General features: G+C 45.3%; 17 protein-coding genes and 4 pseudogenes. 15 read left to right on the forward strand and 6 right to left on the reverse strand.

The genetic code is table 11. From position 1 onward, the window contains the following. Window positions 1-69 precede the first annotated feature (69 nt). Together L696_RS0119195 and L696_RS0119200 are read right to left on the reverse strand one after the other, a co-directional pair. Window positions 70-883, reverse strand: a pseudogene (locus L696_RS0119195) (DNA alkylation repair protein). A gap of 29 nt (window positions 884-912) precedes the next feature. Beyond that, window positions 913-1354 (reverse strand): annotated as a pseudogene (locus tag L696_RS0119200) (Crp/Fnr family transcriptional regulator); the annotation flags it as partial. 66 nt (window positions 1355-1420) lie between these two features. Here L696_RS0119200 and L696_RS0119205 point away from each other — a divergent pair. Further along, window positions 1421-1722: pseudogene (locus L696_RS0119205) on the forward strand (ankyrin repeat domain-containing protein); the annotation flags it as partial. 90 nt (window positions 1723-1812) lie between these two features. Here the strand turns inward: L696_RS0119205 and L696_RS0119210 are convergent. Continuing rightward, window positions 1813-2700 (reverse strand): LysR family transcriptional regulator, encoded by an 888-nt coding sequence (locus tag L696_RS0119210; protein ID WP_025685078.1) that lies wholly within the window; start codon window positions 2698-2700, stop codon window positions 1813-1815. 127 nt (window positions 2701-2827) lie between these two features. Between L696_RS0119210 and L696_RS0119215 the strand changes: the two genes are divergently transcribed. The 4 genes from L696_RS0119215 to L696_RS0119230 all read left to right on the forward strand — a co-directional run bounded on the left by L696_RS0119215 (window position 2828) and on the right by L696_RS0119230 (window position 7507). Then, window positions 2828-3499 (forward strand): O-methyltransferase, encoded by a 672-nt coding sequence (locus L696_RS0119215; RefSeq protein WP_025685079.1) that lies wholly within the window; start codon window positions 2828-2830, stop codon window positions 3497-3499. A 350-nt stretch (window positions 3500-3849) separates the two neighbouring features. Further along, window positions 3850-4596, forward strand: coding sequence for a DeoR/GlpR family DNA-binding transcription regulator (locus L696_RS0119220; protein WP_025685080.1), 747 nt, complete (start codon window positions 3850-3852; stop codon window positions 4594-4596). A 2-nt stretch (window positions 4597-4598) separates the two neighbouring features. Then, complete coding sequence (pfkB, locus tag L696_RS0119225; RefSeq protein WP_025685081.1) at window positions 4599-5510, forward strand: 1-phosphofructokinase; 912 nt, start codon at window positions 4599-4601, stop codon at window positions 5508-5510. 68 nt (window positions 5511-5578) lie between these two features. After that, window positions 5579-7507 carry a PTS fructose transporter subunit IIABC gene (locus L696_RS0119230; RefSeq protein ID WP_025685082.1) on the forward strand — a complete coding sequence of 643 codons (1929 nt, stop codon included), beginning with the start codon at window positions 5579-5581 and terminating at the stop codon, window positions 7505-7507. Between the two features lie 162 nt (window positions 7508-7669). Here the strand turns inward: L696_RS0119230 and L696_RS0119235 are convergent, their stop codons facing one another. Then, on the reverse strand, window positions 7670-8545 hold the full coding sequence (locus tag L696_RS0119235; RefSeq protein ID WP_025685083.1) for a LysR family transcriptional regulator: 876 nt from the start codon (window positions 8543-8545) through the stop codon (window positions 7670-7672). A gap of 111 nt (window positions 8546-8656) precedes the next feature. On the opposite strand from L696_RS0119235, the gene L696_RS0119240 reads away from it, so the two are divergent. The 5 genes and pseudogenes from L696_RS0119240 to L696_RS0119260 all read left to right on the forward strand — a co-directional run bounded on the left by L696_RS0119240 (window position 8657) and on the right by L696_RS0119260 (window position 11977). Further along, on the forward strand, window positions 8657-9043 hold the full coding sequence (locus tag L696_RS0119240; protein WP_025685084.1) for a tautomerase family protein: 387 nt from the start codon (window positions 8657-8659) through the stop codon (window positions 9041-9043). A 66-nt stretch (window positions 9044-9109) separates the two neighbouring features. Beyond that, complete coding sequence (locus L696_RS0119245) at window positions 9110-9445, forward strand: carboxymuconolactone decarboxylase family protein (protein WP_025685085.1); 336 nt, start codon at window positions 9110-9112, stop codon at window positions 9443-9445. A gap of 31 nt (window positions 9446-9476) precedes the next feature. Continuing rightward, window positions 9477-9705: pseudogene (locus L696_RS29745) on the forward strand (GntT/GntP/DsdX family permease); the annotation flags it as partial. A 106-nt stretch (window positions 9706-9811) separates the two neighbouring features. Then, complete coding sequence (locus L696_RS0119255; protein ID WP_025685086.1) at window positions 9812-10714, forward strand: LysR family transcriptional regulator; 903 nt, start codon at window positions 9812-9814, stop codon at window positions 10712-10714. Between the two features lie 123 nt (window positions 10715-10837). Next, window positions 10838-11977 carry a 5-methyltetrahydropteroyltriglutamate--homocysteine S-methyltransferase gene (locus tag L696_RS0119260; protein WP_025685087.1) on the forward strand — a complete coding sequence of 380 codons (1140 nt, stop codon included), beginning with the start codon at window positions 10838-10840 and terminating at the stop codon, window positions 11975-11977. A gap of 347 nt (window positions 11978-12324) precedes the next feature. Here L696_RS0119260 and L696_RS0119265 read toward each other — a convergent pair whose 3' ends face one another. Next, the gene (locus tag L696_RS0119265) at window positions 12325-12663 is read right to left on the reverse strand and encodes a helix-turn-helix domain-containing protein (protein ID WP_025685088.1); all 339 of its coding nucleotides are present in this window, start codon (window positions 12661-12663) and stop codon (window positions 12325-12327) included. Window positions 12664-13057: 394 nt separating this feature from the next. Between L696_RS0119265 and L696_RS32085 the strand changes: the two genes are divergently transcribed. Continuing rightward, complete coding sequence (locus L696_RS32085) at window positions 13058-13285, forward strand: hypothetical protein (protein ID WP_245233402.1); 228 nt, start codon at window positions 13058-13060, stop codon at window positions 13283-13285. Between the two features lie 101 nt (window positions 13286-13386). After that, window positions 13387-13491 carry a hypothetical protein gene (locus L696_RS31535; RefSeq protein ID WP_014280781.1) on the forward strand — a complete coding sequence of 35 codons (105 nt, stop codon included), beginning with the start codon at window positions 13387-13389 and terminating at the stop codon, window positions 13489-13491. Window positions 13492-13867: 376 nt separating this feature from the next. Here L696_RS31535 and L696_RS0119285 read toward each other — a convergent pair whose 3' ends face one another. Next, window positions 13868-14998, reverse strand: a complete 1131-nt coding sequence (locus L696_RS0119285; RefSeq protein WP_025685090.1) for a phosphodiester glycosidase family protein — start codon at window positions 14996-14998, stop codon at window positions 13868-13870. Window positions 14999-15132: 134 nt separating this feature from the next. Between L696_RS0119285 and L696_RS0119290 the strand changes: the two genes are divergently transcribed. The 3 genes from L696_RS0119290 to L696_RS0119300 are packed head-to-tail and all read left to right on the forward strand — an operon-like array spanning window position 15133 to window position 16538. After that, on the forward strand, window positions 15133-15606 hold the full coding sequence (locus L696_RS0119290) for a DUF7716 domain-containing protein (protein ID WP_025685091.1): 474 nt from the start codon (window positions 15133-15135) through the stop codon (window positions 15604-15606). A 52-nt stretch (window positions 15607-15658) separates the two neighbouring features. Continuing rightward, window positions 15659-15877, forward strand: a complete 219-nt coding sequence (locus tag L696_RS0119295) for a hypothetical protein (protein WP_025685092.1) — start codon at window positions 15659-15661, stop codon at window positions 15875-15877. Window positions 15878-15914: 37 nt separating this feature from the next. Further along, window positions 15915-16538 carry an SMI1/KNR4 family protein gene (locus L696_RS0119300; RefSeq protein ID WP_025685093.1) on the forward strand — a complete coding sequence of 208 codons (624 nt, stop codon included), beginning with the start codon at window positions 15915-15917 and terminating at the stop codon, window positions 16536-16538. Window positions 16539-16634 lie beyond the last annotated feature (96 nt).

Consider the following 16634-nt stretch of genomic DNA (forward strand, 5'->3'; position numbering starts at 1 on the left):
AGATTTGGCAGGTGAAAACTTCGAATCTCTGACAAATCGCTATCCCCATATTGAGTTTGGGGTCTCCAATTATTTCTTTTTGTTCAAGCTTTTTTGGGCCCGGGTGACAATTCGTTTGGTTTCCTTTGTATCAGAAGTCTCCAGCCACGTAGCACACACTTGAAGCACCCATTCGGGACTGGTTTTACTGGCATCATTCAGCCAATTGCCCACAGAGTCCTGAACATATTTGGCAGGGTCGGATTGGACAGCTTCCAAAAGTGGGAAGAGCCAGCTCCGGGCGTTCTTTTAATTTGGGAATATGCTTGGCCCAAACGCCTTGTGGTCGAGTCGATTCGATGGCAAAACGACGGATATTAGCATCCTGATCTCGTACCCATTCGTTTAACAGATCAAGCGCATCAACCAATTGCTTGGAAATAGGTTCTCTCACGGCCATCCAGGCAATTTCACGCACTCCAAAGTGCGAATCCGCTGCAAAAGTGCGAATACCCGCCAATTTCTGATCTACACTTAACCGGGGGTCAACTCCGATGATATAGGCAGCCCAGCAGCGAATACTGTCTGAAGGATGGGATGCCATCGCATCGAAAATTCGAGAACGTTCTTCCTGTGCTTGCTGCTCGAACAGGTTTAGCCATGCTCGCGCGATTGCAGGGATCATTTTCATGATTTTCTTTTCCTGCACATGATTCAATTCAGATAGAAAGACATCGGATTCCTGTTGTAAGCCAAATTCATCAAGAGCATTTTGCAGCAGTACCCTATGATCGACAGCCAGCCATTCGGTCAAATTCACCGACTCAAGCTGTCCCTGCTGTAGCAGTTGAACCACATCATCAGGAATATCTATTCCTTTGCGAGCCCCTTTTCGTTGTAATATCGTATCTTTAATTGGGATTTGGTTTTTATTTCATCATGACTTTGGAGGGCAAATTGATCGGACAATTTTAGAAGAACATATAAAATTTTATCCTGTAAATTTCCCAAAGCCAGATGTTGGGCCAAACTGCTCATACCCGAGATTCGGTCGCTCAACACCTTGATCATGTTCATCATGAATCGGGGATGTCGGAATAGAAAATACTCGAATCGGTCTGTGTCCATCAGGCAGATATCGCATTCTTCTATAGTTTCTATATACATATCCCGCGTTCCCTAGTGAAATGATGTCCATTTCGCCAAATACATTTCCCTCGCTGAGGATATCCAAAGTAAATTGTTTCCCGTCGGCATTCAGCTTGTACAGACGTACCTTCCCCTTTTTCACAAAATAAAGCCCCATGGAGAAGGTATCCGGGGTTTGAATAAATGTGTTTTTTGGCAGAGTCGTAATGGAGGTCATCTGATCCATTTCAACCAAATCTTCTAAAGAGAGACTATGAAGCAAATTAAATTGGGATAGGTATTGAATGCTACCTTCCTGGCGGGTGGCCAGCTTCGTGTGAATGTACCTGAAAATGATTATGATATTGGATTTGTTGAATTTTTCTCATTGGTAGTACCATTGAAATGGAGGTGGGGCGGCAAAAGCTGCTGCGTCTGTCTTTGGAAATAGATAATTACTCAGATATTATGCTGGTGTGGAATCCGAAGAAGAAGTGTGTGGGTTATTATGATGAGGAGCATCAGGCATATGCGGATGTATGCAGTTTTGCCGAGTTTCTTGCACAGCCGGAAGATTATCTGGAGAAGATTATTGAGGGTGAATATTTATCATAACGTGGTGAGCCATGAATGCGGTGTGCACGCAGTCATGGCTCTTGTTATTTTTAAATACAGCGCTAGTGTACACAGGTGCCTAAATGCTCATCAGGAATGGTTACGTATGAGCTGTATGAGATTTAGAGTAGCGGTAGATAGGGGTTCGTTCTTGCGGGTACAGATGGCGATTGAATTGAGAAGCTGGATGTCTTCGACGTATACCCGACACAGCTCGCCGCGTTCTACATATTCGCGCACGACCAACGAAGACACAAAGTTCGCACCGTATCCGGCAATAACTGCGGTAATGGCCTCATGCAATCCCGTGAAGTTCAGGGTGATCTGGGGAGCTGGAGCATTGTAGGTTCGACATAAGGAAAACAATCGCTCCCGTGTCGAGCTTCCCTTTTCACGCATAACAAAGGGTTCATGCATCATCTCTAATAAAGTGACCTGCTGATTAGCGTATCGGTGATCCGGTGCGACGACAAACCATAGCTCATCACGAAATAGTTCTTCCGTCTGAATCGTATCGGGATATTGCTCCGGCAGTCCCCCATAGATGGCCAAATCCACTTCTATATTCAATAGTTGCTGCAAAGCATCATTGGAATTGGTTGTGTTAATCGTCATTTCAACATGTTCATATTGTTGTTTGAATTTAGCGATCCAGGCCGGAATGAGAAAATGAGCCGGTAAATAAGTAGCCGCTAGCCGGATATGACCATGGGCTCCATCACGATAATCTTGTGAAAATTGTTCGATTTGCTGTTCGACGGCAAAGAGCCGTTTGGCGAGTACAGCAAGCTTTTCACCAGCATCCGTTAAGGCAATCCCTCTTCCTAGCGGCATGAGCAGTGTGAGAGATATTTCTTTTTCAAATTTTTTAATCTGGGCGGTAATCGCAGGTTGGCTAATATTTAAAAGTTCAGAGGCACGTGTCACACTCCCTGTAGAGGCGACCACGTGAAATAAGCGTAATGCATGCAGGTTCAAGACCATACTCCCTTTCCGACAGATTCATATATGTAGATTATGAATAGAGCAAAAACATATATTATTTTTATAATAATAATTCATTTACAATCGAATTGTAAGTTAAATCCAAAGGAGAGTGGAGCGAATGAATCAAACGAACACGTGGGATCAAGTAGACCAGTATATCTCGGAGTGTCTCATTCCGCATGATGCTGTCTTGGAACAAGTATTGGCTGCTAACCAAAAGGCGGGACTACCTCCGCATGATGTATCCCCCAATCAGGGAAAGCTATTAAATATCTTTGCTCAAATGCAAGGAGCACGACGTGTGCTGGAGATCGGTACGTTGGGAGGCTACAGTACAATCTGGTTGGGAAGGGCGTTGCCGAAGGATGGAGAAATAGTTACGCTGGAAGCCAATCCGGACCATGCTAAAATTGCCCGGTCGAATATATCATTGGCTCAGTTGGATGGAGTGGTGGAACTTCGGGAGGGAGACGCTTTAGAGCAGTTAGTACAGATGAAGGAGGAGGGTGTTGCCCCCTTTGATCTTATTTTTATCGATGCGGATAAACCCAATAATCCATTTTATCTGGATTGGGCACTTCGCTTCTCGCATCCTGGCACCGTTATTATCGGGGATAATGTTATCCGTGAAGGAGAAGTAATTCAGGCTTACAGCACAGACCCTCGTGTGCAGGGAGTAAGAAAGTTTTATGATATGCTGGCTGAAGAATCAAGAATTACAGCTACAGCTATCCAAACCGTGGGGAGCAAGGGATATGACGGTTTCGTCATTGGAATCGTGAAGGACTGAGCATTAAGCGTCTTGATTAGCTAAACACAGAGGGGAGCGGTCCCGGTGTTTAGCTTTTTTCTGAGTAGAGAAGGTTGGGATGATTTGTGCGCTTAATGGTAAAATGGTGCTGATGGAAGCATCAGAACGTTTTTGAACGTTTACTGCTGAATTTCTATGTAAGAAGAATGAATTTACATAAAAATGGATGGCTTTTCCTTTCAATGTAAACGCAATCATGATGATTGGAGCAGGAATTCACCATTTTGTAAAAAAATGAAGTTGGGATGAAGTTTTTTGAATCCTTTTGAAGAAAAATGATTGTTTTTTCTGAGGTTTGTGGTACGATATGAACAGTTGGGGGAATGAAGATGCTGACGGAAGAAAGATATAATTTAATAATACAGCGCTTACAAGAACGTGGTGTTGTAAAATTGCAGGAATTAGCTGATCTGTTGGGCGCTTCTGAGTCAACGGTTCGGCGTGATTTAATCGATCTTGAAGCCCGTCAGTTGCTAAAGCGGATTCATGGCGGGGCGACCTTGCTGAATCAGAAAAGTCAGGAACCTGGCATGGAAGAAAAAACATTCAAAAACGTTCAACAAAAAAATGTAGTCGCCCGTATAGCCGCCAAAGAAATTTTGGATGGCGAATGTATTTATCTGGATGCGGGAACAACAACGATGGCGATGATTCCTTACATTGAAGCTAAAGACGTGACGGTCGTGACAAATGGCCTATCCCACGTAGAAGCCCTGGTAAGCAAGCGAATCAGAAGCTATCTACTGGGAGGGATGATGAAAATTCATACCAAAGCCGTAATCGGGAGTATTGCCCTGCAGAATTTGGACAATTTTCGATTCGACAAGTGCTTTTTGGGAACGAACGGGGTAGACGTGGAAATGGGGTATACCACTCCTGATCCTGAAGAGGCGCTGATTAAGCGGCGGGCCCACCAGCTGTCCGGCAAAACGTATGTGTTGGCAGATTCCAGTAAAATTGGAGAAATTACCTTCGCCAAACTGTTCGAACTAAAGGAAGCTATTCTTATTAGCGAATCGGTGCCTGAACGCTCACGCCGATCCATTGCTCAGAAAACTAAAATAATCGAGGGATAACAATGATATATACAGTAACGCTGAACCCTTCTATTGATTACATCGTGGAAGTTGACGATTTGAAGCTTGGGGATTTGAACCGGATGAAACGAGATTTGAAATTGCCGGGTGGCAAGGGGATTAATGTATCCCGGATACTGTACCAATTAGGAGCAGACAGCACAGCGATTGGCTTTCTCGGTGGATTCACAGGCAGGTTTATCAACGATACATTGCGGGAAGAATCCATTAAAACTGATTTTGTAATCATCGAAGATGACACTCGGATCAACATTAAGCTCAAGCATGGCGATGAGACGGAAATTAACGGTTTGGGACCTGCGATTCGTGAGCATGAGGCGGATGCGTTGGTGCAGAAGTTGTCAGGTCTCCAGAAAAATGACATTGTCGTCTTGTCGGGAAGTATCCCGCCGTCACTTGGAGGAGACTTCTACGATCGGCTGATTAGCGTATGCCAGCAGACTGGGGCTGAATTCGTCATCGACACCACAGGTGACCCGCTGATGAAGGCACTGGTTCATAAGCCACTGCTCGTCAAGCCGAATCACCATGAGTTGGCTGAGTTGTTTGGCGTAACCATTAATTCAAAGGAGGAGATCGTCACTTACGGCCGTAAGCTGCTGGAAGCAGGTGCAAAAAATGTACTGATTTCCATGGCAGGAGAAGGGGCTTTGTTCATTACGGCAGATGAAGTGTATCACGCAAATGTACCAGCAGGAACGGTTAAAAATTCTGTAGGCGCAGGTGATTCGATGATTGCTGGATTCGTGGGTACGCTGGCTCTTCTTGGCGATCCGATCGAAGCATTCCGTGCAGGAGTGGCATCCGGAAGCGCAACCGCGTTCTCCGATGATCTGGCTACCAGAGAGAAAATTGAACAATTACGGCCGCAAGTTGCGATTTCAAAATGGTAATCCCTGCTACAGCAAGAGCTTATTATGCGTGTGTCCACACGCTGACCGAACTTAGGAGAGTGTGAAAAATGAGAATAACAGACCTGATGATTAAAGAAACGATGATCATGGATTTGCAGGCTACGACAAAAGACGGGGCGATTGAGGAACTCATCGCCAGTCTCGAAGCCAGCGGACGCATTAATGACCGGGCATTGTTCAAAGAAATGATTTACAAACGCGAAGCAGAATCCAGCACAGGTATCGGCGGCGGCATTGCGATGCCACATGCCAAGACCAAAGCTGTGAATGAAGCGACTGTCGTTTTCGCGAAAAGCAGTAAAGGTGTAGATTTCGAATCGTTGGATGGTGAGCCAGCGAACGTATTTTTCATGATTGCAGCTCCAGAGGGAGCAGCGAATACGCATCTTCGCACACTGGCGGCACTTTCCCGGTTGTTAATTGATACCGATTTCATCGAAAAGCTGATGAATGCGCAAACACCGGATGAAGTATCCGAGCTGTTTGATACCAAGCAGGCGGAAGAAGAAGCAGCCAAGAAAGCAAAAGAAGCAAAGAAAGAGGCTGCCGAAGCACAGAAAACGCCGGATGTTATCGTTGGTAACCCGAATTCAGACGAGTTTGTGGTTGCGGTGACTGCCTGCCCTACAGGCATTGCGCACACGTATATGGCTGAAGACGCTCTCATTAAGAAAGCGACAGAAATGGGTGTAAATATCCGAGTAGAAACGAATGGCTCGGAAGGTGCACAAAACGTACTGACAGCGGATGAAATTCGTCGTGCCAAAGGTGTAATCGTTGCTGCTGACAAAAAGGTTGAAATGGCCAGATTTGATGGTAAGCCTGTATTGCAAAGACCGGTAAGTGACGGTATTCGTAAATCTGAAGAACTGATCCGCAAAGCGCTAAACGGCGATGCTCCAATTTACCGAAGCGAAGGTAATGGGAACGCGGAGGAGACGAAAGCAGAAAAAGCCAGCGTCGGCAGCAAAATTTACAAGGATCTAATGAACGGTATTTCTCATATGCTACCGTTCGTTGTAGGCGGCGGGATTTTGCTGGCCATCTCCTTCCTGTTCGAACAGATGGCGGGAGCAGAGAATCCAATCGTTAAGCTGCTGCAAACGATTGGCGGCGGAACAGGTGCGTTCCACTTCCTGATTCCGATACTGGCCGGATTTATCGCGATGAGTATTGGGGATCGTCCGGCATTGATGCCAGGTATGGTTGGTGGTCTGATGGCTGTAAACTCTAATGCAGGTTTCCTTGGCGGTCTGGCAGCAGGTTTCATGGCTGGTTATGTGGTCATCTTCCTGCGTAAAGCTTTTGCAGGTCTGCCGAAAACGCTGGATGGCTTAAAGCCAATCTTGTTATACCCGGTATTTGGACTACTAATTACAGGCGCAATTATGTTCTATCTGTTCGATCCGATTTTCGGTGGTATTAATACGTGGCTTGTCAATGTTCTGAACAATTTGGGTACGGGTAATGCAGTGATTCTGGGTCTGATCCTGGGCGGAATGATGTCGATTGACATGGGTGGACCTTTCAACAAAGCAGCTTATGCATTTTCGATCGGTGTCTTTACTTCCAGCGGTAACACAAACGGGGCTATGATGGCTGCTGTTATGGCGGGCGGTATGGTACCTCCGCTGGCGATCGCATTGGCTTCAACGTTCTTCAAAAATAAATTTACTGAGCAAGAGCGCAAGTCTGGTTTGACGAACTATGTACTCGGCTTGTCCTTCATTACGGAAGGAGCAATCCCATTTGCAGCTGCTGACCCTCTGCGCGTCTTAACCTCTTGTATTGTAGGTTCAGCGATTGCTGGTGGTCTGACGCAATTCTGGAAAATCAATCTTCCAGCTCCACATGGCGGAATTTTTGTAGCAGCCCTTGCCAATCATGCTTTGCTCTTCTTGCTTGCAGTGGCGATTGGCTCCTTGATTTCCGCGCTCATTCTGGGACTGTGGAAAAAACCGCTTGAAGCGAAATAACTGGCATCACAAAAATAAAGAAATAAGAAGAGAGACACACTCTCTCTGGTTTTCATAATAGTAAAGCCGCTAAACACCAGATTTCTGAGTGTTTGGCGGCTTTTTCTTTAAGCAAAGGTGTCGCCTTGCGCATATAGCTTATTAGTAGTTTTTGCATTGGAGCTATCGCATATAAAGCTCCTTAACCAGTTGCATCAGCAGCTTTCGCGCCGAAGACATGTATTGCTGGTGCTGGCTGCTGTGTAATAGTCCAACGGGAATAGCCGGGTCTGTTAACTGTAGTGGAATCGTGATGAGTTCATCCGACACAGGTAACGACGATAGAATTACTCCGACCGAAGGAATTGCTTTTACAAATGATGGTATGGATGAGATTTGACTGACAATATAAAAAAACGGCATCGACGGAAAGCGCGAAAGCTCTTTTTCCAGCCGAATATGGTACAGGCAGTTCTTCCCTCCAACGATCAGCGGGTATTCATACAGATCTTCGAGATGAAGCTCGCTTTTGGCCGCAAAGGAATGATTACGGGATACGATAAAAGCAATCTGTTCGTGATACACAGGTTCAAAGTGCAGGGAAGGAATCGAGTATGGTTCCCCGCAAATTGCAAAATCAAGCGTGTTCTCCACCAGAGCATTCGAGAGTGCATCCGTGTTTCCTACTGTAAAATGGCACGTCATATTCGGCTTATGCTCCCGAAACTGACGCAGAACCTCGGGCAGCACGGTAGCCGCTACCGTTTCAATTACCCCGATATGCAGCGTGCCGATTTCCTCTTTTTTCAGAGACTTGGCCTGATCCAATACATAATTCCAATGCTGAATAAGTCCATCTACCTCTTCTGCATAACATTTACCCGCAGCGGTTAATTCCGCATCCCATCCTCTTTTAAAAAGCTGAAATCCCAGCTCCTTCTCCAGTCTCTGAACTTGGCTGGTTACTGTAGACTGTGCGTAGTTTAATTTGGCGGCAGCCTTTGAGAAGGTTCCTTCTTCAATAATGGTACGAAACGTGGTTAGCTCTTTCAGATCCATGAACACTCATCTCCATCGGTAAAAATGAATATATTTATGATTATTTTCAATTATACAGATGAAAGAGGATGGGGTAAAATCATCTTATCCAGACGGACAGGAGAGATGAATATGCCATTTGTACGAGTAGGTTACATGGAGGATCAATACACAGAGAAGGAGCTACCTGGGATTAGCCGCTGTATCATGGACGCTTTGATCGAACATTTTCAGGTGCCGGCAAAGGATTGTTTTCAGGTTTTTCATGCTCATAAGCAGAGCGAGTTTTATTACAGTCCGGATTATTTACAGGTACCGAGAACAGACAAGCTGCTCTATATCCAAATTACGCTCGGATCAGGCAGAAGTACGGAACAAAAAAAGAGCTTCTACCAAAGGTTAGCCGAATTCTTATCCACCGAATGCAAGATCAGGCCGGAGGATGTATTTGTAACACTGGTGGAAACGGAATTAGAGGATTGGTCCTTTGGCAAAGGACTTGCCCAGATGATTTTATAGCTGGAAACTGCATCTGCATAAGATCTGCATAACTGCACATCAGGAACGAAGGGAAGTGTCGAATAAATGAAGCATAAATTAATCACATCGAGTGTACGGGAAAAGGTTGGGGATTTTGCGCCCGCTTTTGTGAACTATACGGAGAATGTTCTTTTTGGAGATGTATGGAGAAGAAGCGAGCTATCTCTCAGAGAACGGAGTCTCATAACCATTTCCGCATTGGTAGCGGGTGAGCATGGGGGTCAGCTTCCCTATCATCTGAATTTGGCCAAGGATAACGGATTATCGGAAGAAGAACTGGTCGAGGTGATCACACAGCTTGCCTTTTATGTAGGATGGCCCCGAGCCGCCTCAGCTATTCAAATCGCCAAAGACGTATTTCGGGGAGAAAAAGAGGGTTAGGCGTTCGGTCATCCACGAATTTCATACCTTGTTGTTCTCGCTCTACTCTTTTGGTTATGCACGTAACTTCGACAGCAAGCAGCTATTGAAATTTACGAACGATTGTCTTGGTCCAGTCGCTTCTATCATCCTGCTGATCGGCGCTTGTACTTGCCTTTGTCATTGCAGGTCTGATCCGTGCAGCCGTCGGTTCTGCCACGGTAGCCATGACGACTGCTGCTGGTATTGTTGCCCCGATTGCGGTCACCATGCCGGGGATAACACCAAGTGGTTTTTTATTTTCTCTCGGACGTCCTCATAACATGAATCATGTCGTATCCAAGTGTTATATAATAGAGAAAACATAAATCGAGAGGATATCACGCGTTGACCTTACAACAATTAAAATATGTCATCGAGGTTGCCAATCGCGGCTCCATGAATGAGGCGGCAAAGCGGTTGTTTATTTCCCAGCCCAGTCTGTCGAACGCGATTCGGGATCTGGAGGAAGAAATTCATATCACGATTTTTGATCGTACCAATAAAGGTATTTCTTTGTCCAAGGAGGGTGTGGAGTTTCTCGGTTATGCGCGTCAGGTCGTCGAACAGGCGGAACTGCTGGAAAGTCGCTATCTGGATGCCAAGCCTTCACCGCAGCATTTTTCCGTATCCACGCAGCATTATGCTTTTGCTGTAAATGCATTTGTGAATCTGGTGAATCAATATGGACAGGATGAGTATGAACTGGCTTTGCGGGAGACGAAAACCCATGAAATCATACAGGATGTCAAAAGCTTGCGAAGCGAAATCGGAATTCTGTATCTAAATGAATTTAACGCTAAAGTCATTAATAAGCTGCTAAAAGATGAAAATCTGCAATTTAACAGCCTGTTTACCGCCAATCCGCATATTTTTATCAGCACGAATAACCCGCTATCCCGGCAGTCCATTGTGACCATCGACCAGCTTCATCCTTATCCATATCTGTCCTTTGAGCAAGGGGAGTACAATTCCTTTCACTTTTCTGAGGAAATTCTCAGTACGTTGTCGCATCCCAAAAGCATTCGTGTCAATGACCGGGCGACCCTTTTCAATCTGCTGATTGGCTTGAACGGGTATACCATTTCTACCGGGGTGATCAGTGAGGATCTGAACGGTAACGAGATTATTTCCGTACCTTTGGAATGTGAGGAATCTATTAATGTGGGGTGGATTTGTCATAAAAATGCTTCGCTCTCCAAGTTGGCTTCCGTCTATGTAGATGCGCTGCATGAGGCGATAGGCGAATAAAAGGTTGGGTATAGCTTTAGGCTATAACTAGCTATAGTTTATTGGAGTTACATTATAACTAAAAATGTGTGTTATCTTTGTTACAAGAACTTCACTACAGAAGCGAAAAAGGAGATAACCCTAATGAGCAGCATTCTTGACAATGCATCCCAACGTAAAGTGGCCCCTTTTAGACATGATATGGTCGGCAGCTTTCTGCGCCCGCAAGCGATTAAAGACGCCAGAATTCAATTTCAAAACAACGAAATTTCTGCAGATGAACTGAGAAAGATTGAAGATAACGAAATTATCAAGCTGGTGGAAAAGCAAAAATCCGTAGGACTTCAAGCCGTGACGGATGGTGAATTCAGACGCTCTTGGTGGCATCTTGATTTTATGTGGGGCCTGGATGGCGTGGAAAAGGTAGAGCTTTCGAACGGTTACCAATTCCAAGGTGTGGAAACAAGAGCGGAAACCGCACGCTTAACTGGTAAAATCGGTCACTCCCGTCATCCTTTCATTGAAGACTTCAAATACTTGAAGCAAGTAGCAGGTGAGGATGCGATTGCACGCCAAACCATTCCAGCACCAGCACAGTTCCTGGCCGAGCTGTTGCGTGGAGAAAACAAAGAAACAACCGATACCTATTACAGCAATCTGGATGAGCTGGTGACGGATATCGCCAAAGCTTACAAATCCGTGATTCAAGCATTCTATAATGAGGGCTGCCGCAGCTTACAACTGGATGATTGCACATGGGGCATGCTCTGCGATAAAAACTATTGGGAGGCCCGCCAACAAGAGGGCGGCGATGTGGAAGAAACCAAAAAGCTGTTCGCTCGCGTGAATCAGGAAACCGTAAATGATCTTCCAGCCGACCTAGTGGTTACGACCCACGTATGCCGTGGTAACTACCACTCCACCTGGGCATCCTCGGGCGGCTACGAGCCAGTTGCCGAAACCCTGTTCGGCATCGACAACATCGACGGCTACTACCTCGAATTTGATACCGACCGTGCAGGCGATTTCACACCGCTCAAGCATCTGAAAGACCAACAGCAGGTCGTATTGGGCCTCGTTTCCTCCAAAACGGGTGAGCTGGAAGACAAGCAGACGGTCATTAACCGCATTAAGGAAGCCACTCAATTTGTGGATATTAACCACATCTGCCTTAGCCCACAATGCGGCTTTGCTTCTACGGAAGAGGGCAATATTTTGACGGAAGAGCAACAGTGGAAGAAGCTTGCCTTCATTAAAGAGATTGCGGACGAGATTTGGAAGTAAGGTTTTAGGGGAGTTTGGTAGATAAGTTTTATAAACTTCATTTAATTCCTTAGAACTAATCAGCATATTACAAATCTCCATAAGTAACTTCTTGACGCTGCCCTATTAGTTGCAATCATGAACTTTAATTAATAACAACTGCAATTTGTAAATTAATTTTATTTATTTTGATAATTTGTCAAAACAGATAATGACTACTCATTAAAGTTTCATTGAATATAAGATGCAGTAATATTTTGTCTCTCATCATATTGGAGTGTGGAGACAATCATAGTCGAAGAACCCATCTGTATTAAGAAACAGGTGGGTTTGTTTGGTTTTCATAATTTTGAAAGCAAAAAATGTTCTTAATTTGTAATCTCCCTTATCACATTCCTCGCCAAGCGCACCTTTTCTGGACTCGACTTTTTGAGCATTGTAATAATCTCTATAATATCTTCATCAGATTCCACAATTTTAGGGTCTTCACTTACATAAGAAAACAACTGAATTAAGTTGACGTCTAGTGCTTTTGCAATCTTAGCCACATTTATCAAAGAAACATTCTTTTCTCCACGTTCGATCTGTCCGATGTATGTAAAATGAAATCCGCCTTTTTCCCCAAGAGCTTCTTGTGAGAGGCCCTTTTCTTTGCGCAAAACTCTTATTCTAGCTCCAACTAGCTTTAACACTTCTTTGTCCAGCATTTGTCTACACCCCTTCACACTAAAAAGTGTAGACAAGATTTTCTTGGGTAAACATGAGATTAAGAATCGTATATTTAGTTTTTATTATATCTATAAGTATTATTTTTGAGTATAATAAGGCTAATATTGAAATTCTCTGGAGGAATAGATATGAAAAAAGATCCTTCTACCCTTAACCAAAGCTGCGATCAGCCATCCAGACACGAACAACACTTACATCATTCAATAACCGATTTCCACATTCAATCCCAATACCACATGAAACTAGCCAAAATCTGCAAAAGCATAACCAACTCCAATGCTGCATTATCCTATGTGACTGGGCTTGACTTCTATGCTGAAAGCTCTATATATGAAGGAAAACAATAGCCTTTGCCCTCCAGGTTTCCTATCCATGACTGACCTGCTGCGCTTGTTACATACCGAAACCAATCCAGGCTTGGATGTTGTCGTATTTATAGGCACCACTCAATTTCTTTCATCCCAGTTAGAAACCCCGCTCCTTCAAAAGATGAAGAACAAGGATATGAAGAGGCTGCTACGTAGAACCGACGACATTTTGTACCAGTTATCAACCCGAGTGATTTCCGATCCATCTGAAACGTATCAGTCTATTTTCTAAGAAGTCCTACCATGCCAAATAAACGTTGCCAATGCGCCCTGTCGTAAACCGTTTTTCTTCATACGATAAGAGTATGCTTTAAAGCAAGGAGGGATTCAGACATGGGTGAAGTTGGTTACGGTGGCGGTGGAGCATGGACATCCACAGGCGCGATTCTGGTATTGTTCATTTTGCTGGTGATTATTACTAAATCTTTTCTGATCTAACAGCAGGTTAGCATCGCTTAAATCTACTAAGCAGCCTTCTTTCACTACATAGTGAGGGAAGGCTTTTTAATGCAGAATGGATGTTAGCCCAAGCATGTTGTCTGTCCCTGCAAGCATTGCTATACTTTATATACAGGGAAAATTTGCCTCAGCAATATGAAATAAACCCTTTGCTTGTTTGATACGGAAGCACTTTAAGCATCGCTTGGATGATGAGCCGGATTGGTGTCCGTTGAAGAGGACGAGTAAGGCGAGCTGAATCAGGGGAATGTAGCTTTTTTTAATCTGGGAGCAGACGGAATGAAGGCAGCGCTGGGGAGAATGGAAAAGGCCATCTCCACGGCTTACATATCCGTGAAGACAGCCCTTAACCCGCTTATTGATATTTTATAATAATCGCATTGCTGATCTGGCGACCGGGTGTGGTGAGATAGGAGCCGTTGTAGTACAGCCCACTGGAAGCACCGCCGTCCAAATTCATGGCCTGATAAGCGCCTGCCTGCTTCATGATTTGAGCGAGCTGTGACATGGTGGCTCCGCTTGTGGTCAGGAGGATTAGCTTATGATCCCGTGTAATCCCGAGGGCGCTTCTGGTCCCGCCGCCTGTTAATATTTTAGGGTCCTTGAAGCCTTCGGCTTTTATATTCAGGGAAACCTTTCCATTCGTCACTAAACGAGGCCCGGCTTGAAGGGCGCCTTCGACGTTGCCTTGACTTAAACGCTGCTCAAAGGCAGGACCTGAAACCAGCTCGGCCAAATGGTTGGCATCGTACGTGAAGACGGTTCGTTGGTCGCCAGAGCTTTTTTTTAACAATTTCCCGTGGCTGACCAGATAGCCGTAAGGCGTTTTGTAGGAGCTTTTGGTATAGGCGTCAAAGTAGGTACCGTTGATGGCTACAACCGCTTGATTGCGTTTGGCGAGACCGCTTAGGTTCTCCACCTTGCCGATGCTATTGCCTGCCAGCGCCACGTCCAGACTCACCTTGGGATGAAGCATGGAGATGGTGACCACCTTAGCGGAAAAGGTGCGTGATCCGACCTTGAAGCTTTTGTGAGCCGTCTGGATCGGTATGGTGCTGCCAGGTAGCTTGCCCGTGAATACCGGAAGCCTGACGGACGTTGTGCCCTGCTTGATATGTACGGATGAGGTTTCCTTTTGCCATGAGACTTGCAGGTTTAGGTGCTGGCTGATGAACTGCAAGGGAACGTAGGTGGAACCGTTGTCGGTAAAAGGAATGCTGTGCATACGAACGGTCTGGTCATTCACTTTAGCCGTAGACTTTCCTGCAAATAAGGTGATACGGGTATCGCCTTGGGCAATCTCAATCTTTTTGTCCGTAGCCGTCTTATTGATAGTGATCCCTTCATAGCTGTTCAGGAGGCGGAGCGGGATGAACGAATGGTTACTTTGATCCACATAGACCAGCATGGGCGCTGGTGCAGCAGCGTAGATCGGGGTTACAAGTAATAGCAGGGACAGGATAACAAGTGCGGTGATTCTTTTCATGAATAGATCAATCTCCTTATGTAGTCTTGACACTTTACGAGGTGCTTGTACTTATATCGGGTTTTATAAGTTGTAAATGTATGTATATGTGAATTTTAAGACTTCGGCTGATATCGAAACGGGGTGGGCTTGAAGTGAGCAGATACGAGCGGAGACTTGCAGATTACCTCCGCAGAGAGCGTCCGTCTTATCGTGTGTTTGAAGGATTACAGGAGCTGGTGCGCAGCGTGGGGCAACTGGATAATAACTGGTTATATGTGAATGTGGATCAATGGGATCAGGACCCTGTTCATACGCCGATTTATTATTTTGACGAGCATTGGCTGGATGAATGTGCAGAGGCCGATACAGCCGTAACCAACGAGCAGGACGAGCATATCCCCGTGTGGATGACGGATCGTCAGGTTCAAACGTGGCTGGAGCTAGCGACCTTCGAAGGTATTGTGGATGTTCTCAAGGATACAGGACAGCCTGTGACGCTTCAGATGGTAATTATAGCGGTGAAATATTATGACAAGCACGATGCCTATCTGGACTATGAAGAGGTTAAGGCGGTGACAGACCTGTGGTCTGTGCTGACGAAAGTGCGAGGCCGCCTGACGGGATGAACGAGGCCTGTGGAGCAAACGGGAAATACATACGCTGGATGGGGGAAACAGAATGAGCTGGCTGAATCAAGAAACGGCCGCAGAGTGGCGACGTGAAGGAAAAAGGTATGCCGCAGTTACGCCAGATGCTCCAATACAATACGCGAGACAGGGCGTTGGATCATCTGGCGTAACCACAAGCCACTGCGTTGGTAATACGAATATTTTGCAAATGAGGATAAAAGCAAAATCTGTTAAGCTGAACTTGAAAAAAAATGTGTATGGCATATGATGCAGTTCTGATATAGAAAGGAAAGAGGTGCGGAGACATGGACAAGAAGGCGGATATTCGCACATCCATGAAGGAGTTATTTGCACATATGGATGAGGCTTTTTTTATGGATTTGGTAGAAAATGTACCCTTCGAGATGCGTGACGGCAATGCCAATGAGGAAGGCTGGATCAAGTGGAAGCCTCTTCCTTCGCAGATCACAGAGCAGGAAGTTCGGAATCTTGAGGAAACCTACCATTTCAAGCTTCCTCCCTTGCTGAGAAGTTTCATCATGTCCTATCATTATGTGTCTTTACAATTCGATAACGAATTCATTCCTGGAGTCTACTGGAGCGATTGCACCTTTATTGAGTTTCCACGACTGCCTGTCGGCCAAGGCTTGAAGGGATTTCATGATTTGCTCCGCGAATGGTCGCCCTTGCTATCGGCAGGTTATATTCCTTTTGCAATTGCTGAGGACGATCAGGGCCCCGTTTGTTTGAATGCAGGAAGCAGACATAAGGATGGGGACTATCCTATCGTATGGTTCTTTCATGAGGATTTGCAGCATCTGGACGAGGACGAGTTACGCATCAGGGATAACCTGATTCCCCATGTACAAGGGCTGTTTCCCTCTTCTGTCGAGATGTTTAACGTAATGTTTAAGCAGATCAGGCACTAATAATTTCGGGATTGGGACTATATCATGCATCTATCGTATTGACATAAAAAATGAGGAATGTTATAAAAAAAGGTAGGCTGGCACTCGAATGAGGGG

It is taken from the genome of Paenibacillus maysiensis (genome assembly GCF_000520815.1).
Taxonomy (GTDB): Bacteria; Bacillota; Bacilli; order Paenibacillales; family Paenibacillaceae; genus Paenibacillus; species Paenibacillus maysiensis.